Annotated in this window: 21 protein-coding genes; 7 read left to right on the top strand and 14 right to left on the bottom strand. The window is 59.3% G+C overall.

Going from position 1 to position 20,171, the window contains the following annotated elements:
- Nucleotides 1-96: 96 nt before the first annotated feature.
- Together ACWGKN_RS17425 and ACWGKN_RS17420 are read left to right on the top strand one after the other, a co-directional pair.
- The gene (locus ACWGKN_RS17425; RefSeq protein WP_035232620.1) at nucleotides 97-822 is read left to right on the top strand and encodes a hypothetical protein; all 726 of its coding nucleotides are present in this window, start codon (nucleotides 97-99) and stop codon (nucleotides 820-822) included.
- Nucleotides 823-1,047: 225 nt separating this feature from the next.
- Nucleotides 1,048-2,730, top strand: coding sequence for an ABC1 kinase family protein (locus ACWGKN_RS17420; protein WP_452095700.1), 1,683 nt, complete (start codon nucleotides 1,048-1,050; stop codon nucleotides 2,728-2,730).
- A 38-nt stretch (nucleotides 2,731-2,768) separates the two neighbouring features.
- On the opposite strand, the gene ACWGKN_RS17415 is transcribed toward ACWGKN_RS17420, so the two are convergent.
- The 10 genes from ACWGKN_RS17415 to ychF form a co-directional block, all read right to left on the bottom strand.
- Complete coding sequence (locus tag ACWGKN_RS17415; protein WP_424254717.1) at nucleotides 2,769-3,470, bottom strand: DUF533 domain-containing protein; 702 nt, start codon at nucleotides 3,468-3,470, stop codon at nucleotides 2,769-2,771.
- A gap of 126 nt (nucleotides 3,471-3,596) precedes the next feature.
- On the bottom strand, nucleotides 3,597-4,289 hold the full coding sequence (locus ACWGKN_RS17410; RefSeq protein WP_052159852.1) for a triose-phosphate isomerase: 693 nt from the start codon (nucleotides 4,287-4,289) through the stop codon (nucleotides 3,597-3,599).
- 28 nt (nucleotides 4,290-4,317) lie between these two features.
- Nucleotides 4,318-4,644: a DUF167 domain-containing protein gene (locus ACWGKN_RS17405; RefSeq protein WP_035228676.1), complete on the bottom strand. Its 327-nt coding sequence runs from the start codon at nucleotides 4,642-4,644 to the stop codon at nucleotides 4,318-4,320.
- A 52-nt stretch (nucleotides 4,645-4,696) separates the two neighbouring features.
- Nucleotides 4,697-5,617 (bottom strand): DivIVA domain-containing protein, encoded by a 921-nt coding sequence (locus ACWGKN_RS17400; RefSeq protein WP_035228675.1) that lies wholly within the window; start codon nucleotides 5,615-5,617, stop codon nucleotides 4,697-4,699.
- Nucleotides 5,618-5,660: 43 nt separating this feature from the next.
- Nucleotides 5,661-5,960 (bottom strand): YggT family protein, encoded by a 300-nt coding sequence (locus tag ACWGKN_RS17395; RefSeq protein WP_035228674.1) that lies wholly within the window; start codon nucleotides 5,958-5,960, stop codon nucleotides 5,661-5,663.
- Nucleotides 5,961-5,975: 15 nt separating this feature from the next.
- Nucleotides 5,976-7,907, bottom strand: a complete 1,932-nt coding sequence (metG, locus tag ACWGKN_RS17390; protein ID WP_035228673.1) for a methionine--tRNA ligase — start codon at nucleotides 7,905-7,907, stop codon at nucleotides 5,976-5,978.
- Between the two features lie 40 nt (nucleotides 7,908-7,947).
- Nucleotides 7,948-8,850 carry a PSP1 domain-containing protein gene (locus ACWGKN_RS17385; RefSeq protein WP_452095699.1) on the bottom strand — a complete coding sequence of 301 codons (903 nt, stop codon included), beginning with the start codon at nucleotides 8,848-8,850 and terminating at the stop codon, nucleotides 7,948-7,950.
- Between the two features lie 27 nt (nucleotides 8,851-8,877).
- Complete coding sequence (gene holB, locus ACWGKN_RS17380; RefSeq protein ID WP_424254710.1) at nucleotides 8,878-9,924, bottom strand: DNA polymerase III subunit delta'; 1,047 nt, start codon at nucleotides 9,922-9,924, stop codon at nucleotides 8,878-8,880.
- A 13-nt stretch (nucleotides 9,925-9,937) separates the two neighbouring features.
- Nucleotides 9,938-10,954 carry an HD domain-containing protein gene (locus ACWGKN_RS17375; RefSeq protein ID WP_052159850.1) on the bottom strand — a complete coding sequence of 339 codons (1,017 nt, stop codon included), beginning with the start codon at nucleotides 10,952-10,954 and terminating at the stop codon, nucleotides 9,938-9,940.
- A 26-nt stretch (nucleotides 10,955-10,980) separates the two neighbouring features.
- Entirely contained in the window at nucleotides 10,981-12,078 is a 1,098-nt protein-coding gene (ychF, locus tag ACWGKN_RS17370; protein ID WP_035228672.1) for a redox-regulated ATPase YchF, read from the bottom strand.
- 222 nt (nucleotides 12,079-12,300) lie between these two features.
- Between ychF and ACWGKN_RS17365 the strand changes: the two genes are divergently transcribed.
- Both ACWGKN_RS17365 and mtgA read left to right on the top strand, forming a co-directional pair.
- The gene (locus ACWGKN_RS17365; protein WP_035228671.1) at nucleotides 12,301-13,605 is read left to right on the top strand and encodes an amidohydrolase; all 1,305 of its coding nucleotides are present in this window, start codon (nucleotides 12,301-12,303) and stop codon (nucleotides 13,603-13,605) included.
- A 7-nt stretch (nucleotides 13,606-13,612) separates the two neighbouring features.
- Complete coding sequence (gene mtgA / locus ACWGKN_RS17360) at nucleotides 13,613-14,329, top strand: monofunctional biosynthetic peptidoglycan transglycosylase (protein ID WP_035228669.1); 717 nt, start codon at nucleotides 13,613-13,615, stop codon at nucleotides 14,327-14,329.
- A 136-nt stretch (nucleotides 14,330-14,465) separates the two neighbouring features.
- Here mtgA and ACWGKN_RS17355 read toward each other — a convergent pair whose 3' ends face one another.
- Nucleotides 14,466-14,966 (bottom strand): hypothetical protein, encoded by a 501-nt coding sequence (locus tag ACWGKN_RS17355; RefSeq protein ID WP_424254701.1) that lies wholly within the window; start codon nucleotides 14,964-14,966, stop codon nucleotides 14,466-14,468.
- An 18-nt stretch (nucleotides 14,967-14,984) separates the two neighbouring features.
- Entirely contained in the window at nucleotides 14,985-15,173 is a 189-nt protein-coding gene (locus ACWGKN_RS17350; RefSeq protein ID WP_035228665.1) for a hypothetical protein, read from the bottom strand.
- A 44-nt stretch (nucleotides 15,174-15,217) separates the two neighbouring features.
- Between ACWGKN_RS17350 and ACWGKN_RS17345 the strand changes: the two genes are divergently transcribed.
- The 3 genes from ACWGKN_RS17345 (at nucleotide 15,218) to ACWGKN_RS17335 (ending at nucleotide 18,472) form a co-directional block, all read left to right on the top strand.
- Entirely contained in the window at nucleotides 15,218-15,775 is a 558-nt protein-coding gene (locus tag ACWGKN_RS17345) for a glycine cleavage system protein R (RefSeq protein WP_035228662.1), read from the top strand.
- A 61-nt stretch (nucleotides 15,776-15,836) separates the two neighbouring features.
- Nucleotides 15,837-17,219, top strand: coding sequence for a PFL family protein (locus ACWGKN_RS17340; protein WP_424254698.1), 1,383 nt, complete (start codon nucleotides 15,837-15,839; stop codon nucleotides 17,217-17,219).
- A 38-nt stretch (nucleotides 17,220-17,257) separates the two neighbouring features.
- Nucleotides 17,258-18,472: an NADP-dependent isocitrate dehydrogenase gene (locus ACWGKN_RS17335; RefSeq protein ID WP_035228657.1), complete on the top strand. Its 1,215-nt coding sequence runs from the start codon at nucleotides 17,258-17,260 to the stop codon at nucleotides 18,470-18,472.
- Between the two features lie 86 nt (nucleotides 18,473-18,558).
- Here ACWGKN_RS17335 and ACWGKN_RS17330 read toward each other — a convergent pair whose 3' ends face one another.
- The gene (locus ACWGKN_RS17330) at nucleotides 18,559-19,749 is read right to left on the bottom strand and encodes a hypothetical protein (RefSeq protein ID WP_035228655.1); all 1,191 of its coding nucleotides are present in this window, start codon (nucleotides 19,747-19,749) and stop codon (nucleotides 18,559-18,561) included.
- Complete coding sequence (locus ACWGKN_RS17325) at nucleotides 19,697-19,999, bottom strand: hypothetical protein (protein WP_452095698.1); 303 nt, start codon at nucleotides 19,997-19,999, stop codon at nucleotides 19,697-19,699. The genes ACWGKN_RS17330 and ACWGKN_RS17325 overlap by 53 nt, the downstream gene beginning before the upstream one ends.
- Between the last annotated feature and the right edge of the window lie 172 nt (nucleotides 20,000-20,171).

The following is a 20,171-nucleotide window of genomic DNA, read 5'->3' as shown; positions in this document are numbered from 1 at the left end:
CCGGCAAGGGACTATACTGCAACCTTGTCCGGCCGTCTCCATGGAAGCCGGCCGATTACCGACTTTCTACCGAAATGGCCTGGAGCGCATTACGCCATGGATGATATCACAAAGATACTGTCGTTTGAGGTCAAAAAAGAGATCGCCGAGCGATATTTCGGTTTTCGCAAACGCATCGAGGACGACAAAGGCCTCTATGAACAGCGCCTCACGGCCTCCTCGCTCGAGTTGGAAAGCAGTATCGGGTTCGATCTGATCCGCATCTATATCCTCCTCCACGACGAACAGCTCATCCATCGTTTCATCCGTCTTATCGGCCTGCCGCAGGAATTCTTCTATGACCCCTATTTCGTCCAATCGGCGTCGATCCGGAGACGGGTCTTCAGCGGCATGAAATCCAGGGGGTGGTCGAGGCGGGCGCGATTTCGCAACATGTTCTACGATGTATACGAATCGCTGGCCGGCCATGTGGAATCCTATCGAAAAACACTGTCGGAACTGACCGAGGAACAGGAAACCATTCGTGAACAGATCAACCTGTTCTACCGCAGGAATGATATCGACAGCATTATGAGCTTTATCCGCCGGATTGACAACCCCGATCCCAGCGAGTTGATGGCGGCGGCCACCATCGACGCCCAGCACGGCCTCGACGAGAAGATGCGGCTGCATCCTCCTCTGCCGGCCTGCGACCTGCTGCCGCCCATCCCACCCCTCCCCGCATTGGACGCTATCCGCCCCGAGTTAAAGCAGTTGGTCAACGAGGCCTATAAGATACCGAGGCAATGGCGGCTTCGCGACGAGGTCCTGCCGCTCGCCTGAGATCGGGCGCCCCCGTGCCCCCCCCCTGCCGGGCGGGGTGATCGACCGGCCCGTGCGGATCTCCGGGACCGGCGCGACCGGGACTCGGAATTGATTCGATTTGCTTTTTTTCCCGGAGGCACTGTATCGTTGAGTAAATGGGGCTCTCCCCCGCCGCCGCTCGCCGCGCCGAACCCGATCCAATCCGGCAACGTCCGGCTTGCTATCCGACTATCCCGGCCTCTTATGAAAATTACCACCATCACCCGGACCATTCGCAATACCAAACGGCTGGCGGAGATCATCAAGGTCCTGTCCGCCTATGGCTTCCGCCAGGTCCTGGTCGATTCCGGCATCAGTCGTTTCCTCGACCGGGAAGTCGAAGGCCCGGATGCCGCCGCACCCAGCACCATCCCCCGACCGGTCCGGTTTCGCCGGGTCCTCGAAGAACTGGGCCCGACCTTCATCAAATGCGGCCAGATCCTGTCGACCCGTCCCGACCTGATCCCTGCCGAATGGGCCGAGGAGTTGAAAAAACTGCAGGACAGCTGCTCCGAGGTCCCGTTCAGCGAGATCTACGAGGTCCTGAGCATGGATTTCCCCGGGCGGCTCGACGAGCTTTTCTCATCGATCGAGGAAACACCGATTGCCGCCGCCTCGATGGCCCAGGTGCATCGGGCCACCCTCCGCGATGGCCAGCAGGTGGTCATCAAGGTGCTGCGACCGGACAGCAGGCAGCTGGTGGAAGAAGACATGGCCCTGCTCGAGACCCTGTCCCAGATCGTCGAGCAGTACTTTTCCAACCTCGGCTACAGCCCGGTCGCCGTGGTCAAGGAATTCTCCCGGGAACTGGCCAAGGAGGTCAACCTGATCTATGAGGGGCAATCGACCGATCGCCTCCGCCGCTATTTCGAGAACGACTCGAATATCCATTTTCCGAAGGTCTACTGGTCGGCTACGACCCGCCATGTCCTGACCCTCGAGGAAATCCACGGCCGTCTCCTGTCGACCATCCAACCGGACAGTCTCAGCCCGCAGGAACGCCGGGCCATAGTCGCCAAAGGGACCGACGCCGTGTTCAAACAGTGCCTGCGGTTCGGGTTCTTCCATGCCGACCCGCACCCCGGCAACATCTTTCTCCTGGCGGACGGCTCGATCTGCTTCATCGACTGCGGCATGACCGGCCAACTCGATCGGAAGACCACCGAGCAGCTCATCGATCTGGTCGCCGGGGTCATTCGCGGCGATATCGAGCGGTTGTGCCGGGTCGTCGTCGAGCTGACCGACACCGACCCGGCCAAGACCGATCAACGCGATTTCCGCGCCGATCTGCAGCACCTGATCAGCCACTTTCAGAATGCCGATCTGCAGCATCTCGACATCAGCACCCTGCTGACCGAATTTTTCGAGATGCTGCAGAGCTATCACCTGCAGTGCCCCGGCGACTTGATGCTCCTGACCAAGGCCCTCACCACCATCGAAGGGGTCGCCGCCCATTTCGACCCGACCTTCGATGTCCTGGCCCATGTCGAACCGCAGATCCAGGAAATCGTGCTCAACCGCTACGGCTTCAACGCCCTCAAGGACCGCCTGCAGAAGGCGGCGACCGGATATTTCGAGCTGTTCGAGTACATCCCGAAAGATATCCAGAGGTTCCTCGACCATGTCCGCCATCGTCGGTTCACCCTCAATCTGGAGATGAAACGGATCGAGCACATGGCCGACAAGATCGACCTGGCCAGTCGGGTGATGGGCATCGCGATGATCATCGCCGCCCTGATCGTCGGCTCATCGATCCTCATCCTCGCCGACCAGCTGTCCGATCAGCAGGGATTCCTCGGCACCATGGGCCTTTTCGGCCTCGGCCTGGCCGGGGTCTACGCCGTTGGATTTGTCATCTCCTTCCTGTTGCCGAAAAAACGCAAATAACCCGGGCGAAACGGGGAGACAACGGGTGAAAACCGGGTTTAGCGGTTCTGTTCCTCGATAAACGTCTGTACCGCCGGACTGAGGCCGAGGCCCGTGGCCAGTTCGTTCAACCATTTCCTCTCGGCCTCGGAATCGACCTCAATGGCAGAAAATGCCAGCATATACATAGCCTTGGCGGCGGAAGGGTCACTGATCCCAGCCACCAGAGCAGCAACATCCCTGGGGTGGTGCAGTTCGTCCAGCAGGAACATCCTCTCCTCCTGGGTGAGATCGATGGTCCGCAACCTGTCGAGGATCGCCCGCTCCTCCTGCTCATCGACCGTCCCATCGGCGTGGGCGGCGGCAACCATGACCTGGATCATCCTCCGGGCGATGTCCTCCGAACCCGATGCCGATGCCGATGCAGGACCGGCGGAGACCGGCGCCACCGGGGGAGCGGCGGTCCACTGGGGGGGCGGGACAGGAGGGGGAGTTGCGACCGGGCCGCCGCCGGTCTGGCCGGGGACGGAGGATGGAGGCGGGGGCGGCGCGGCCATGCCGGGCATCGCCATCCCTCCGCCCGTCTTCTTATCCTTCAACACCTCGTAGGCACCGACGGCAAGGCCGATAGCCGTCATCAGACCCGCTCCGGAGGTCAGCCCGTTCATCAGCTTTTTCTTCCCCTTGCCGTGCCCTTTGCCATGCCCTTTGCCAAGAACTCCCCCCAAGAGCTGTCCCAACAGTTTTTCAGCGTTTATCATATCAGTCCGTCATTCATAAATATTTTTTATTACCCAGCGTTTTCCGCACCGCACTCGCATCGAGTCCGGCTGCATCAACCCGACACCATATGACCGGGGATATCGATCCATGGCGACAGCGCCGCCTCAACGAGCCCCGGCAAGATTACAGATTCCGGCAAACGAATCGGCCTCAAGACTCGCGGCCCCGACCATCACCCCGGAGAGCCCGGGCAGCGCCAGGTACTCGGCAGCATTGTCAGGCGTTATCGAGCCGCCATAGACTATCGCCCGGTTCGGATGCATCTCGGCGATAAACCCGATGCCCTCACCGACCTTCTCCGGCGATTCCGGTATCCTGAAGGTCAGCGGATCGACCGGGCAGTAGGCGATGATCATTTTTTCACAATCGATATCGGTCAAAGGCGCCAGCTGCGACATCGCCGAGGCCGGTTCGACACAGAGAACAGGCCGCAGTCCGAAATCCACCGCCTCATGGACCTTGTTGACCACATCCTGAATGGTTTCATGAAAATAGCGGCGGCGTTCCGAATGCCCGACAATGACATAGTCGGCGAGGCCGCGCACCATATCGGCGGCGATCGCCCCGGTGTAACCGCCTTTCGGGAAGGGCGAGACATCCTGGGCCGCCAGGGAGACTCTGACGAGACCGAGTTCCTTGACATGAACGGCCAGTTGGGCCAGACAGATGAACGACGGGGCGATGACGACCTCAATCTCCGGCGCCGGCCGATAGAGAGAAGCAAAGGTATCGAACCAACGACGGGCATCATCGAGGTTCTTGTGGCATTTCCAGTTGCCGATGACAAACCGCTTCATACTTTCCCCCTTTTCAACAGCGTAATGACTATCCCCTCAGGACAATCGGCTCGATCCGCTCCTGCAGTTCGGCGAAGGTGACACCAGCAAGAATGAAAAGTTTGCGCCGCGATTTATCACCGCTGGACAACTTTATGTTTTTCTGAGATATTTTAAATAAATCAGCAAGAAATGCGGCAACGGCGCGATTCGCCTTGTTGTCGACTGGAGGGGAGGTGATCGCCAGTTTCAGGCAACCGTCATGGATACCGGTGATGCCGGATTTGGAGGCCCTTGGCTGCACGTAAACCCAGATGCCGACTGTGCCGTCTCTCTGTACTGTCAGGCAAGGCATCGCCGATTCGCCGGTTTCCATCGTCGTTCCCCAACCTGATCCGTCGATACCGAATTCCTTGTTTCCGCGATGATCAGGACAATTTCAGGTTGATATCCTCAAGTTCATCTGAATCGATCGCCCCAACATCCGGCAGTTGGATTGTCTGAAACAATTCCATCAGGTCTCCTTCCTGCTCCGAATCCCGACTATCGGAAAATATTTCAAGTTGCTGGAGGTAGGCGTTCAACTGCGATTTCAACTCCTCCCGTACCTCCATCCGCCTGTTCTGCAGCCTTTCAATCTCAATCGGGAGACGCGCCAGTTCTTCATGGGCCTTGCGACGGAAAAGCTCGACATCCTGCCGTGCCTTCTCCACCATCTCCCTGGTCTCTTCTTCCGTTCGTTTTCTCAGGTCTTCAGAGAATTTCTGGGCGGCCACAATGGTCGTCTTGAAGTCCACCTCGCCCTTCTTCAGTTCCTGGTTCTGTTGTTCGAGCAGTTCCAACCGCTGGCGCAGCTGTTCATTTTCGAGTCGCAGTTGCCGGCCCTGTTCCTTCTCCTCGGCAACCCGCGACTCGACTGCCGCCGTTTCATCCCGCAGCCGGATCGCCGCCTTTTCCTGTTCCGATTTCATCCGCTTCTCGACCGCATCCACCACTTCTTTCGCCAGGTCGGCCTCCTTACGGCTGCCATCGAGTTGAGCCTTCAGCTCCTGCATCTCCTGCTGCACAGCGAGAACATCATCGCCCTTGCGCCTCACCCCGATTCGGGACTGCTCAAGTTCGTCCTGCAGCGATTTGATTTCCTTCTGCAGTTTCTCCCGCTCTGATTCGAGGGCGTGTTTCTCTGCGGTCAATCCTTCGATGTCCTCGGCCAGAACCCTGTTCTGCTCGTACAGTTCATAAAACTCCTCTGCCAGCAGGTCCAGGTAGGCCTTTACCTCAATTGCATCATATCCTCTGAATTTTACTTGAAATTCTTGATCTTTTATAACCTGTGGCGTAATAGACATGAGGATGCTCCGTTGAAGAAATTGAAGAACGAACCGGCAGCCGCTACCCCAGACTCATGGCAAGACCTTTCAAGGTCGGGACCAGGAAATACTGGAGGAACATGATCACCAGGATCAGGATCATCGGCGAGAAATCGATACTTCCCATATTCACGGGTAAATACCGGCGGATACGCCGAAGCGGAGGCTCGGTCACTTCATACAGAAAGCGGACTATCGGATTGGAGGGATCGGCGCTGACCCAGGAAATCACCGCCCTGCCAATGACGATCCACATATAGGCGACCAGAAGAAACTCCACCAGTTGTGCTACGGCCATCAGAAAATTATTGAGTACGAACATGTTCTTCCTCTTAACTCAAGCCACCTTGCTGCCCGCCGGAATCTCATCACTGACGGTCGCCAGGACCAGACGCTCCTTGCCATCGACCATGGTCCTCGCCGCGAGAACCATCCCCTGGGATTCGATGCCCATGAGGGTGGCCGGTTTCATATTGGCAACCACCAGCACCTGCTTTCCCACCAGTTGTTGCGGAGTGTAGTATTCCCCGATACCGGCGACGATGGTCCGCTGCTCCGGCACCAGGACCGTCAGCTGCAGCAGTTTTTCCGATTTTTTGATCTTCTCCGCGACGATGATCTCTGCGACGCGCAGATCGACATTCTGAAATTGGTCAAAGGTCAGGACATTGGCGGCAGTCGTTGTCTCTGCTTTGGTCTCCGCTTTTTTCTTCCCGGCCGCAGGCTGGGACTCTCCGGTTTTTTCCTTTTCGACCCGGGGGAACAGCGAAGCTGTCGGCTGCAGTTCGGTCCCGACCGGGAGCAGTCCCCACCGGCCGCACCCGGCCAGGCTGGAAACAAGCTCATGATCGGGGTCCAGCCCCAGTCCGCGGGCCATCTTCGCCGCCGCCCCCGGCATGATCGGCCGCAGGACCATGGTCAGCAGCCGCAGACACTCGGCCAGGTTGTAGAGGACCGTATGCAGCCGAATGGCCCGGGTCGGGTCCTTGGCCAGGACCCACGGTTCGTTGGTGACGATATACTTGTTGGCCTGGCTGATGACCTCCCATACCGCCTGAAGGGCGCGGTGGAACTGGAAACCGTCCATCGCCTCGCGGTATATCGGCAGCATCTGCTCGACCGCCTGCTGCAGCACGGCATCACCTGAACTGTCCGGACTAGGGACCAGGCCGGCGGTATATTTCTGCAGCATGGCGACCGATCGGCTGAAAAGATTGCCGATATCATTGGCCAGGTCGGAATTCTTCCGGGCGATGATGGCATCCCGGTTGAAGGAGGCGTCCAGGCCGAACGACATCTCCCGCAGGGTGAAATAGCGCAGCGTATCGACCCCGTATTCTTCGACCAGCTGGGCCGGGCGAACGACATTGCCGATACTCTTCGACATCTTGGTATCATCGACATTCCAATAACCGTGTACATGCAGCCTGCGGTACAGCGGCAGGCCCATGGACATCAGCATCGTCGGCCAGTAGATGGCATGCGGCTTGAGGATGTCCTTGGCGATCACATGTTCGGCGACCGACCAGTAGCGCTCGAAATCGACGCCGTCAGGGTAGCCGATGCCGGTCAGGTAGTTGATGAGGGCGTCGAACCAGACATAGGTGACAAAGCCGGAGTCGAAGGGCAGTTCGATGCCCCAGGTCAGACGGGACTTCGGGCGCGAGATGCACAGGTCTTCCAGCGGTTCGGAGAGAAAGGACAGCACCTCGTTGCGATACCGTTCGGGGGTGATGAACTCCGGATTGTCATGGATGTGGCGGATCAGTCGTTCCTGATACCGTGACATCCGGAAAAAATAGTTCTGTTCGGCGATTTCCTGCGGCGGCACCTGATGGTCGGGACAGAGCCCGTCGACCAGTTCCTTCTCGGTCAGGAAGCGCTCGCAGCCGCGACAGTACAGCCCTGAATATTCGTCGAAATAGATGTCGCCGCTGGCATGGACCTGCTGCAGGATCGACTGGACCACCGCGACATGCTGCGCGTCGGTGGTACGGATGAAATGATCGGGCTGGATGTCAAGGAGGGGCCAGGTCTCCCGGAAGAGGGCGCTGATCCGGTCGGCATAGACCTTGGGCGGGACATCCTCTTTCGCTGCGGCCTCGGCGATCTTGTCACCGTGTTCATCGGTGCCCGTCTGAAAGCGCACCGTATCCCCGGTCAGGCGGCGATAGCGGCTGTAGGCGTCGGCGACAATGGTGGTGTAGGCGTGGCCGAGATGCGGCTGGGCATTGACATAATAAATGGGGGTGGTGATATACGTCGTCATCGATTGATCTGCCTGTGGCTATGCCGGCTGGTTGCAACCGTCATTCCTTGACCTTTCTATCCTTCCTGATGGGCCGTTCGGTCTTCAACGGTTCACAGGCCTGCCATTGATCTTTCTGCAGCTGCTCGTCCTCACCTTTTTCATTACTCACCACTATCGATTCCTGCAACGGATTCTGTCGCTTAACCATGTAACATTCGTCACCGATCATGATTTTCTTGCCTACTTTCGGCATCCCCTTGCGCTGTTTCCGATAGATATCGTACTCGTAGGTCAGGCAACACAGAAGCCGGTTGCATAGCCCTGAAATCTTGGAAGGATTCAGGGGGAGATCCTGTTCCTTGGCCATCTTGATCGAAACCGACTCGAATTTCTTGATGAAGGAGGCACAACACAACTCCCGGCCGCAGGTCCCGAGTCCGCCCAGCATTTTGGTCTCATGCCGGACACCGACCTGCCGCATCTCCACCCGGGTCCGGAATTCCTGGACCAGGTCCTTGACCAGATTGCGGAAGTCAACCCGATTGTCGGCGGTAAAGTAGAATATCATCTTACTGCCGTTGAAAAATTTCTCGACCCGGACCAGGCGCATCTCCAATTCATGTTTGGCGATCAGATGGACACAGGTCGCCTGCGCCTGCTTTTCCTGGTCGATAAGCAGCGCATAGCGTTCCTGCTCTTCCGCAGTCATCTCCCTGGTGATCTCGAACGAGGCCAGCCGGGGCTTTTCGGTCCACATGCAGGGGGGCGCCACGGCGACGATATGGGCCGGCTCGAACCCATGATCGGTTTTGACCATCACCCCCGTCTCACGTTTCAACCCCGCCGTCGAAGACGAGGCGGTAAACTGCTGGCCATCTTCCCGGAAGCGGATATGATAGAAGACGTCGTTGGCATCGGCCACATGCACCGGTACAGACAACCCCTCATCCTTTTCCGTCATTTCACGTAACTCCGTTGATTCCATTTCTTACTCGATCCACTCCACCTGGCTCGCATTGGAGGGGCCGGCCAACTTGAACAGCAGGACCTCGCAGACCAGATTCCGGTTGCAGTTTCGGGCCAATTGCCGCTCGGCGATGGTGATCGCTTCCAATGTATCAAAAAACCTGTGTAAACTCCAGTCATTCACCCTGTCCCGCCCCGTACCGCGCCCCCCCTCCTCCTGCCAGCCCGAGCGTTCAGGCAGGCCGCAGGCCAGCATCAGCCGGTCCCGCAGCCAGAGGCGGAGCAGGCCGAGCAGCGAAGGCAGATTCTCCTTCACATCCGCCATCATCTCGGCAGCCTGGAGCAGGGTGCCGGCGTCCCGGTCGGGATGAAGCGAGGGATTTGAGAGCACCGCCGTCACCTTCCTCATCACAGCGATCATCTCCGTTTTCAACAGCAGCAGGGCGCGGCCGGGACTTCCCTCGGCCAACCTGGCCGCCAGTTCGGCCGTTTCCTGATCCAGTCCGGCGTCACAGCCGCGCAGCACCTCCACCGTCTGGCGCTGACTGAGGCTGTAGAACGGGACCAGCTGGCAGCGCGAGGCGAGCGTCGGCAGGATTTCCCGCGCCGAATCGGCGGTCAGGATCAGCAGGTTGTCCGGCGGCGGCTCCTCCAGGGTCTTCAGCAGGCAGTTGGCGGCCTCGGCCCGCATCCCATGCACGTCCTCGATCAGCACCACCCGCGTCTGCGATTCGTAGGGCGGGTAGCTCAGCGCCAGACCCATCTGCCGCACCTGCTCGATCTTGATCGCCCCTTTGTCCGGACTCACCACCATGAAATCGGGGTGGCTGCCGGAGCGGAACTTACGGCACGACGGACAGGCGCCGCAGGGCCTTTCTCCATCCCGGTTGCGGCAGTTGACGGCCGCCGCCATCTCCCGGGCAAAAAGCTGTTTCCCTACTCCCTCGGGTCCCCGGAACAGGAAGGCATGGGGCATCCGGTCGGAGGCGAGGGCGCGGCGGATCAATCTTTTGGCCTTTTCCTGGCCTAACAGTTCCGAAAAGACTGTGCCGGTCCCGTTTGTCACCATCGCCCCCTGCGCCTCAGGAGAATAGGGACTGCTGCCGAGCCGGGGTGTTCGTCTCTTCCGCCACTTCCTTCTCCTCAAAACCGCCGAGATACAGGAAACGTTCGAGCGAACGCTGGTATTCGGTCCACTGCATCGCTCCCCCCTCCATCTTGCGGCGCAACTGCTCGATCAGGTTCATCTTGGCATCGACATCGTCGATAAAACTGAGCAGCAGGGCCTCCACCGTCATCGGCACGATCGGCGAGCCGAACTCCTGACGGCCATGATGGCTGAGAATAAGATGCTGCACCTGGACCAGCAGATCCGGCGGGAAATCGCTGATCCTCGCCGCCGCCGCCGCCACCATCTCACTGCCGATCACCAGGTGCCCCTTGAGACGGCCGCGGTCGGTGTACTCGACCACGCCGATCTCCATCGCCAGCTCATCGACCTTGCCGATATCATGGAGCAGGGCGCCGGCGATGAGCAGCGATCGATCGATCCCCTCGTAGTGGCCGGCCAGCATGTCGGCCAGTCGGGCCATCGACAGGCAGTGCTCGAGCAGGCCCCCGGCATAGGCGTGGTGAATGCCTTTGGCCGCCGGGGCCATCTGGAACCTGTCCCATATGGCGCCCGATTTGAAAAAATGATTGAGCAGCTTGCGAAGAAAGGGATCCTTGACGGAACGCACCAGTCGCTGGAGCTCTTCGGCCATCTGCTGCGGATCTCTGGTGGTGGCGACGACGAAATCGGCCAGATCGACCTCATTGCGGTCGACCTCCTGGACCGAATCCACCTTCAACTGCGGCTTGTCGCGATAGGCCTGCACCATCCCCTTCAAGCGGATGAATTCACCGGCGCGACAGACCTTGTGACAGGCCTCGACGTTGTCCCAGACCGGGCCGCTCAACTCGCCGCTGCGATCCATCACCGTCAGGATCAGATAGTCCTTGCCGGCCTTGGTCTCAGACAGCCTGACCGATTTGACCAGAAACAGGTCATCAAAACGGTCGCCTTCCTTCAACTGCTCGACAAACGTTGTTTTAGTCATCCCCGCCTCGCCGCCGCTCCCCCGGTTCACACGTTGAAACGGAAATACATGCAATCACCGTCGGCAACCACATACTCCTTGCCTTCCACCCGCATCAGGCCCTTTTCCTTGGCCCTGGCCTCTCCCTGGCAGGCGACATAATCCGCATAGGCAATGACCTCCGCCCGGATGAACCCGTGCTCGAAATCGGAATGGATCTTGCCGGCGGCGGCCGGCGCCTTGGTCCCGACCGGGATCGTCCAGGCCTTCGTTTCCTTCTCGCCGACCGTAAAAAAAGTCTGCAGGCCGAGCAGGGCATAGCCGGCCTTGATCAGCCGATTGAGCCCGGGTTCCTCCATCTGCATCTCAAGCAGGAATTCCCGCTGTTCATCTCTGTCCAGCTGGCTCAACTCCTGTTCGATGCTCCCGGCGATCATGACCACGCTGTCACCATCGGCCCGGGCCGTCGCCTCGAGGCGGCGGACATGGTCGTTGCCGGTAAGGATGTCATCCTCGCTGACATTGGCGACGTAGAGAACGGGCTTGGTCGTCAGCAGGCAGAGCTCGCGGACCAGTTCCTCCTCCGCCTCGGACTGGAGCGGGAGCCGGCGGGCCGGCTGCCCGGAATCGAGATGGGCCATCAGCTTCTCGAGAAAGACCACCTGTTCCTTGAAGAACTTGTCGCCCGACTTGGCCTGGCTCTGACTCTTGCGCAGCCGTTTCTCCACCGTTTCGAGGTCGGCCATGATCAGTTCCATGGTGATGACCTCGCGATCGCGGTCGGCATCGATCGATCCGTCGACATGAACGACGTTGTCATCCTCGAAACAGCGAATGACATGGACGATGGCGTCGACCTGGCGGATGTGGCCGAGGAACTGATTTCCCAATCCCTCCCCCTTGCTGGCCCCCTTGACGAGGCCGGCGATATCGACGAACTCCATCTGGGTGTGCACCTTCTTCCGGGTCTTGACAATGTCGGCCAGGATATCGAGACGCTCGTCCGGTACCGGGACGATGCCGACATTCGGCTCGATCGTACAGAACGGATAATTTTCAGCGGCGATACCGGCCGCAGTCAAGGCATTGAAGATCGTCGATTTGCCCACATTGGGCAGGCCGACAATGCCACAGCGAAATCCCATAGAGAACAACTCCTTCGTGAGGGAGGGGGCAGGCCCCTTCCTCTTCATTTTCACTAGGAAACCACAAAAAGACGACAATTCGTCCCGAACACCGGACAGTGCGAATACATTCAGGTCAGCCGCAGCTTTTGCAGACATTTTTTTCGAGAACTGTGTATTATACTTGCATTGCCTGAAAATGCCCATGTTATAAAATCATCTCCACCCAGCCGGCTTCCCGACATGTCGACAACGCTGTTCACTCACTGCACGCTCTTCCCCGGGGCCTGGTCCGCGACCATCGACAATGGCTTCGTCCTCGTCAACGGAAACCGCATCGTCGAGATCGGACCGATGGAAAAGGTCCCCCCCTCCGGTACGGCCAGGGTGATCGATGTCGGTGGCCGGCTCGTCATGCCGGGCCTCGTCAACGCCCACACCCACGGCGCGATGACCCTGTTCCGGGGGATGGCCGACGACCTCGCCCTCCAGACCTGGCTGCATGACCATATCTTTCCGGCCGAGGCCAGGTGTATCTCCCCGGAGATGGTGTACTGGTCGACGAAGCTGGCCGCTGCCGAGATGATCCTCTCCGGCACGACCTGCGTCGCCGACGCCTACTTCTTCTCGGCGATGAGCGGCCAGGCCCTCAGCGACTGCGGCCTGCGGGCGGTCATCGGCCACGGCATCGTCGATTTTCCCGTCCCCAGCGTCCCGGACCCGGACAGAAACGTCGCGACCGTCGCCGCCTTCATCGCCGACTGGCAGGGCAAGGACCCCCTGATCACCCCGGCGGTGTTCGCCCACTCCCCCTATACCTGTTCCCCGGCCACCCTCATAAAATCCTGCCGGCTGGCGGAAGAGACCGGGGTCCGGTTCTTTCTCCATGTCGCCGAGAGCCGCAACGAGATCGACATGGTCATCGATCCGCAGGGCACCAGCCCGGTACGGCATCTTGCCGCCCTGGGCCTGCTCGGGGAAAACACCGTCGGCGTCCACGGCGTCTGGCTCGACGACAATGACCTCGACCTCGTCGGCCGGAGCGGCACCCACATCGTCACCTGTCCGCAGAGCAACATGAAGCTGGCCGCCGGTGTCGCCCGGGTGCCTGACATGCTCCGACACCGGATCACCGTCGGCCTCGGGACCGACGGCTGCGCCAGCAACAACAGCCTCGACATGTTCAGGGAAATGGACATGCTGGCCAAGATCCAGAAGGTTGCCGGCGGTGACGCCACGAGCCTGCCGGCCCAGACCGCCCTGCACTGCGCGACGACCGGCGGTGCGACGCTCCTCGGACTGCCGGATATCGGCAGACTCGAAGCGGGATTTCGCGCCGACCTCATCGTGGTCGATCTCAACCGGCCCCACCTCACCCCCTTCTACCATACCGATCTCCTGGTCTATGCCGCCAGCGGCGCCGATGTCGATACCGTGATGGTTGACGGCAGGATATTGATGGCAGGCCGACGCATCCTCTCCTTTGACGTCGAAGAGGCAAAGGCCAGGGTCAGAGAACTGGCCCGCAACGCCGGACCGACTCACTGACTGTACCATGGCCCGTCCCGCCTCTGTATCGAACCGCCGCCCGTCATCCTCGTGGCGGAGATGGCTCCGTCGCCTTGTCCTCGGCTTCGCCGTGCTGAGCGTCCTCACCACAATACTGCTGCGCTTTGTCCCGCCGCCGGTAACGCCGCTGATGGTCATCCGGGGATTGGAGGGGATGGCCGCCGGCAAGGGCTTCGTCATCCGCAAAAATTGGCAGCCACTGAACCGGATATCACCGGCGATGGTCCGGGCGGTCATCGCCGCCGAGGATCAAAAATTCGTGCATCATTTCGGTTTCGATGTTGATTCGATCTCGAAGGCCTACGTCAACAACCGGGATGGCGGGCGGCGGAAGGGGGGCAGTACGATAACCCAGCAGACGGCCAAGAATATCTTCCTCTGGCCGGGCGGTTCCTATCTCCGCAAGGGGATCGAGGCCTATTTCACCCTGCTGCTCGAACTGTTCTGGAACAAGGAGCGGATCATCGAGGTCTACCTCAACATCGCCGAACTGGGGCCGGGGGTCTACGGCGTCGAAAGCGCCGCCCGCATCTATTACCACACCTCCGCCAGGCGGCTGACAGCCCGGCAGGCCGCCATGCTTGCCGCGATCCTGCCGGCACCCCGCCAATGGAGCCCCGCCCGCCCGACCGGTTACCTGGTCCACAGACAGCGCTGGATCCTGCAGCAGATGCGCAATCTGGGTCCGCTCTCACTCAACTGATCCCCCTCGTGACCCGCGGCAGGCCGTCGATCTGGACGACGACAGGCACTGGGCGCTTCTCTTGGAGCGATGAAAGACCATGTACACACCGAGCCGATCCCTGGCCCCGCGATCAAGACCGTCGCCAGCCAACACCTCACTGTCGCATGGGAATATCTTCCCGCAGGCTGTGGTGGCTGACCTGCGGCTGTGGCGGATGGACCAGAATGCCGTTGTCCGGTAGAAATTCGACCACTATCCAGCCATAGCGTGAATACAGGATACCGACCATTTTTCCCTGCTGATCGAACAGACGGTACCCATCGTAGGTCATTCGCCCGTGACTGCGATCATCGTACCAGGTCATACTCTGTAGGAAAAATCTGCGCCAATCCAGCATCTGTTGATCGCTGATGTCGATTTCGGTCCAGAAATCGGACCGCAGCGAATACTCCCGGGAAAGACCGAGAATCGCCGTCGGCTCACCTTTGACGCCGTTGTAAAAATATCGGTATTCGGCCGGGAGCGGTCCGGACCTGAATACTCGATCAACGGCGGTGGACCTCGTCGCCGTGCCGTATTGTCCCTTTCCTGCGGCGCACCCGGCCGTGACCAGGAGCAGCAGAACCATCATTGTCCTCAACGACCACATCAGCATGGGCATCCTCCTTTGTCTTCATCGATTGCTGGTGTTGTTGATATCCCCGTCAAACAGGATAATCTTTTTTTGCCCTTCGTTACAGAGCGCGGCATATTTTTTCTTCATTTCCCCGCCGCTATCGGCGCATTCGATTAATATATTGATGATTGCCGCAAACAGTGCAATATTATCAGGTTCAATCCGGCCGGCGGCAGCCCCCGGCACGCGGATCAATCCACTTGGGCGCAACTTGAAAGGAGCTACACAGCATGAGCAAACAGATGATCATCTCGGTGATGTCCAAGGACCGACCGGGAATTATCGCTGAAATCACCGGGGCGATCTACGCGCTGAAGGGGGATCTCGCCGATCTCAACCAATCGATCCTCAGCGGCTACCTGACCATGATCCTCATCGCCTCGTTCGAGGAGGACATCACCCGCGAGGATGTCCTGGCCGAGATCTCCCATATCCAGTCGGGGGAAAAATTCGATGTGCTGATCAAGGAAATGGACATCCCCATCGAAATCGCCAACATTCCGCCGCCGACAGACACGTACATCCTCACCGCCCAGGGCAGGAACAGAAGCGGCCTCGTGCACAGCATCAGCCAGTTCTGCTACAGCCACGGCATCAACATCCTCGATCTGGCCACCACGCTGAGCGAGGACCAGTACACCATGGTCCTGCAACTCGATCTGCGCAATATCGCCTCGATGGACACCGTCGCCGCCGACCTCGAGATCTTTTCCCGCGACAGCGGCCTCAAACTGGTGCTCCAGCATAACGACATCTTCCGGGTGACCAACGAGATCACCCTGCACTGAAGGCGATACCATTCACACAGCGTCGAGTCGGCAGCGCCGACGACCGGGAGGACTCCACGCCATGCTACGATCAGACCAGATCTTATCCACCGTCGAGATGATCCAGAAGGAAAACCTCGATGTCCGTACCGTCACGATGGGGATCAACCTCCTCGACTGCCGCACCGGCGACGTTGCCGGCACCTGCGACCGGATCGAGGAGAGAATCAGGACCGTGGCCGGGAACTTCGTCCCGACCTGCAACGATGTCAGCAGAAAACTCGGCATCCCGGTGGTCAACAAACGGATTTCCGTCACCCCCATCGCCTTTGTCGGCGCCGGTTTCGACCGCTTCGGCTTCATTGAACTGGCCAGATGCCTCGACCGGGCCGCCGCCGCCGTCGGCGTCGACATCCTCGGCGGCTTCTCCGCCCAGGTCGAGAAGGGGATGACCGCCACCGACCGCGAATACATCGCCTCCCTGCCCGAGGCCCTGGCCCGGACCGAGAAGGTCTGCGCCTCGATCAACATCGCCACCAGCCAGAAGGGGATCAACATGGACGCCCTGGCGATGATCGGCCGGACCATCAAGGAACTGGCCGAACAGACCCGGGACCAGGGCGGGTTCGGCGCCGCCAAGTTTGTCGTCTTCTGCAATCAGCCCGGCGACAATCCCTTCATGGCCGGGGCCATCCACGGCCTGGAAGAGGCCGATGCCGTCCTCAACATCGGCGTCAGCGGCCCGGGGGTCATCGCCCGGGCCCTCGAGCGGATGATCGGTCATCATCAGGGCAAGGAACGCCTGCGCCTCGATGAGATCGCCGAAGAGATCAAGCAGACCACCTTCCGCGTCACCCGCTGCGGTGAACTGATCGGCCGTCAGGTCTCGAAGGCCCTCGGGGTCGAGTTCGGGGTCGTCGACCTGTCCCTGGCCCCCACCCCGACGATCGGCGACAGCGTCGGCGAGATCTTCAAGATTCTCGGTGTCGACGCGGTCGGCGCCCCCGGCTCCACCGCCATTCTCGCGATGCTCAACGACGCGGTCAAAAAAGGCGGGATCTTCGCCAGCAAGACCGTCGGCGGCCTGAGCGGCGCCTTCATCCCGGTGATGGAAGACGCGGTCCTCGCCGAGGCCGTGGGCGAAGGTTCACTCTGCCTCGAAAAACTCGAGTCGATGACCTGCGTCTGTTCGGTCGGCCTGGACATGATCGCAATCCCCGGTTCGGTCGATGCCGACACCATCTCCGCGATCATCGCCGACGAGATGGCCCTGGGCATGGTCAACCACAAGACGACCGCCGCCCGCATCATCCCGGTGCCGGGCAAGGAGGCCGGAGAGTATGTCAGTTTCGGCGGCCTCTTCGGCGCCAGTCCGATCATGGAGATCAGGAATGCCGGCAAATCCAGCCGGTTCATGGCCTGGGGGGGACGTATCCCGGCGCCGATCCACAGTTTCAAGAACTGAGCAACTCAAATTACCCATCTCTGCAGGGAAATACATCCATGCCACAGAAAATCACGATGACCACCCCCTTGGTCGAACTCGACGGGGATGAAATGACGCGGGTCCTCTGGCCGCTCGTCAAGGAAAAACTGATCCTCCCCTTCGTCGACCTGAAGACCGAATACTACGACCTGGGGATAGAGGAACGGGATCGGACCGACGATCAGGTCACGATCGATGCCGCCCGGGCAATCATGCAATACGGAGTCGGGGTCAAGAACGCCACCATCACCCCCAACGCCGACCGGGTCAAGGAATATGGCCTGAAGAAGCAGTGGAAATCACCCAACGGCACCATCAGGGCCATGCTCGACGGTACCGTTTTCCGCAAGCCGATCATGGTGAACAACATCCGCCCGGCAGTCCGCAGCTGGGAAAAACCCATTGTCGTCGGCCGCCATGCCTATGGCGATGTCTACAAGAATGCCGAGATCTTCGCCGAACACGGTGGCAAACTCGAGATCGTCGTCACCGCCAGAGACGGCAAGGTAACCCGGGAGACGGTGATGGACGTCGAGGGACCGGCAATCCTTCAGGGGGTCCATAACACCGTCGCCTCGATCGAAAGCTTCGCCCGGGCCTGTTTCGAGTATGCGCTCGATCAGCAGATCGACTGCTGGTTCGCCACCAAGGACACCATCTCGAAGATCTACGACCAGCGGTTCAAGGATATCTTTCAGGAGATCTTCGCCGCCGAGTACCGGGAACGGTTTACAGCCGCCGGGATCGAGTTCTTCTACACCCTGATCGACGATGTGGTGGCCCGGATGATGAAGACCCGGGGCGGCATCCTCTGGGCCTGCAAGAATTACGACGGCGACGTGATGAGCGACATGGTGGCCTCGGCCTTCGGCTCGCTGGCGATGATGTCCTCGGTGCTGGTCTCGCCGCACGGTTATTTCGAATACGAGGCGGCGCACGGCACCGTCCAACGTCATTACTACAAGCACCTGAAGGGGGAAAAGACCTCGACCAATCCGGTCGCGCTGATCTATGCCTGGACCGGCGCCCTGCGTAAACGGGCCGAACTCGACGGGCTGCCGGAGCTGATCGCCTTTGCCGGCACCCTCGAACAGACGATTATCGAATGCATCGAACAGGGCTACATGACCGGCGACCTTGCCCTGATCTGCGAGCCGAAGGCCATCAAAGTTCTCGACTCGATGGAATTTCTCGACGAACTGGCGGCACGGGTGGCGGCAAAGCTGGCGTAACCATCGCCTCGCACCATCCAAACAAAAAACCCCATCCGGAGGAACCGGATGGGGTTTTTTGTTTTTGGTCAGTCAGCCAGTGCTGATCAGAACTGGAAGCGGAGTCCCACGCCAAGACGGGTGGCGAGACTGGATACCAGTTCGTCGGCCTCAAAGCGGCCTTCCACGAACAGAGAGGTCTTCACTCTCTCGTTTTCATGGATCTTATAGCCCATATTGGCGATGAGATCGATCTCGGTCTCGTCATCAGCGGAATCGTCATCCCCGGTCCAGAGCCCGACACCGCCACCGACGAACATCTTGTCATTGAAATAGTAGTTCATCAAGGCATCGGCGATAAAGGCGCTGCCGCCATCGTCACCGTGAATACGGACGAACCCGCCGATGGCACCGATTGCGGACACCCTGTCATTGAGGAAATACTCATAGCCGATACGACCAAAGAGGTAGTCGGCCGGATCAGTCTGACGGGCATAGCCAAGATCGACAATCGGGCCGCCTTTTTTCTCGGCGACGGTAATCGTCTGTGTGCAATCGGTCGGGCTGGATTCTGCCCCGCTGGCGTCAACCACCACGACCTTGACCGTATACTGGGTCGATTCGCAGGGTACCGTGAATTCCTGAACATACGGGGCTTCCGTGTCGACCTTCTCGGCGACTACCTGGTTGGAGGCGTCAACCAACCGGAAGATCACCTGGGCGATAGCTCCTTCTGCGTCAGAAGAACCACTGGCATCAACGGTGATCGTCTCACCGCATTTCACCTCACCGCCGGAGACGGTCATACTGCACACCGGTTCCTGGTTGACAGGGGCCGGAATCGCGCCGACATTCATCAGACTAAGATTGCCGCAGGCATGGGGGACGATGAAATTGTAGCGCTGTCCATCCTTGTCGATGGCGAAACTGAAGGCGTCGAAGGAAGCCTCGCCGCCCCAGGTGACATCCTTGACCGTTTTGACCGGCCCCGTTCCCTTGCGGCGGAAGAGCATCCAGTCCATATGGTCGCCGGGCGCAATCTGAATCGTCTCAACCTTGGCGTTCGGGAACTGGGCAACAAATTCGGGGTACAGGTCGCCGTATCCCGCCTGTTCGAAACCGAGCCTGATGTCCTCCGCGTTTTTGTCGACCATCGCCCGGAATTCAGCCTCCGAGGTCAGAGGCGGACAGAAGAACGGATGGTCACCGATCCTCTTGAGCGTGACAGCGGCAAAGGCGGTCGAACTACAGGCCACCACCAGGAATAGGCCAAACAACAGCAACAGTTTTTTTCTCATCTTTTTTCTCCTTATAAACTTTTTCTCTCACCGGCTGCCATCTTCTCACATGACAGTCGAATCCCCCCGACACCTTTCGCAACCTTCGATATTCAGCAAAAAAATGCCGTAAAATCGCATACATTTCAGCGGCGACCGCCGATAATTCACATCGTCGTTCAACGACCGACCCGGAGAGATTCACCAAGGCGGCATTACGCAATATTGAAATCATTACACTATTTTTATAACAAAATAAAGTGACAATCAAGCGATTCCCTCAAAACATATTGTTTTTGAACAGTATTTTGGCTATATTTTTAATAAAGTCACACGCAAAGATGACCAATCCTGGTGCATTCAGTTCTGAACAAAAGGGTTTTTGAACACAGCGTCGACAGAAACGGTGTGCTCCGGCAAGCATCTTCGCCCCTTTTGCTCCC

The organism is Desulfoprunum sp., assembly GCF_053613775.1.
Note: the sequence above shows the minus strand (reverse complement) of the source record. Positions and strands in the feature narration are given on the sequence as shown.

Coding starts and splice junctions, on each gene's coding strand:
- ACWGKN_RS17415 (WP_424254717.1), bottom strand. CDS start 3,470: ATGATAAACGCTGAAAAACTGTTGGGACAGCTCTTGGGGGGAGTTCTT.
- ychF (WP_035228672.1), bottom strand. CDS start 12,078: ATGGGATTTCGCTGTGGCATTGTCGGCCTGCCCAATGTGGGCAAATCG.
- ACWGKN_RS17385 (WP_452095699.1), bottom strand. CDS start 8,850: ATGACGGAAAAGGATGAGGGGTTGTCTGTACCGGTGCATGTGGCCGAT.
- holB (WP_424254710.1), bottom strand. CDS start 9,924: ATGGTGACAAACGGGACCGGCACAGTCTTTTCGGAACTGTTAGGCCAG.
- ACWGKN_RS17335 (WP_035228657.1), top strand. CDS start 17,258: ATGCCACAGAAAATCACGATGACCACCCCCTTGGTCGAACTCGACGGG.
- ACWGKN_RS17425 (WP_035232620.1), top strand. CDS start 97: ATGGATGATATCACAAAGATACTGTCGTTTGAGGTCAAAAAAGAGATC.
- ACWGKN_RS17345 (WP_035228662.1), top strand. CDS start 15,218: ATGAGCAAACAGATGATCATCTCGGTGATGTCCAAGGACCGACCGGGA.
- ACWGKN_RS17410 (WP_052159852.1), bottom strand. CDS start 4,289: ATGAAGCGGTTTGTCATCGGCAACTGGAAATGCCACAAGAACCTCGAT.
- ACWGKN_RS17355 (WP_424254701.1), bottom strand. CDS start 14,966: ATGCTGATGTGGTCGTTGAGGACAATGATGGTTCTGCTGCTCCTGGTC.
- ACWGKN_RS17395 (WP_035228674.1), bottom strand. CDS start 5,960: ATGTTCGTACTCAATAATTTTCTGATGGCCGTAGCACAACTGGTGGAG.
- ACWGKN_RS17340 (WP_424254698.1), top strand. CDS start 15,837: ATGCTACGATCAGACCAGATCTTATCCACCGTCGAGATGATCCAGAAG.
- mtgA (WP_035228669.1), top strand. CDS start 13,613: ATGGCCCGTCCCGCCTCTGTATCGAACCGCCGCCCGTCATCCTCGTGG.
- ACWGKN_RS17375 (WP_052159850.1), bottom strand. CDS start 10,954: ATGACTAAAACAACGTTTGTCGAGCAGTTGAAGGAAGGCGACCGTTTT.
- ACWGKN_RS17420 (WP_452095700.1), top strand. CDS start 1,048: ATGAAAATTACCACCATCACCCGGACCATTCGCAATACCAAACGGCTG.
- ACWGKN_RS17400 (WP_035228675.1), bottom strand. CDS start 5,617: ATGTCTATTACGCCACAGGTTATAAAAGATCAAGAATTTCAAGTAAAA.
- ACWGKN_RS17365 (WP_035228671.1), top strand. CDS start 12,301: ATGTCGACAACGCTGTTCACTCACTGCACGCTCTTCCCCGGGGCCTGG.
- ACWGKN_RS17405 (WP_035228676.1), bottom strand. CDS start 4,644: ATGGAAACCGGCGAATCGGCGATGCCTTGCCTGACAGTACAGAGAGAC.
- ACWGKN_RS17330 (WP_035228655.1), bottom strand. CDS start 19,749: ATGAGAAAAAAACTGTTGCTGTTGTTTGGCCTATTCCTGGTGGTGGCC.
- metG (WP_035228673.1), bottom strand. CDS start 7,907: ATGACGACGTATATCACCACCCCCATTTATTATGTCAATGCCCAGCCG.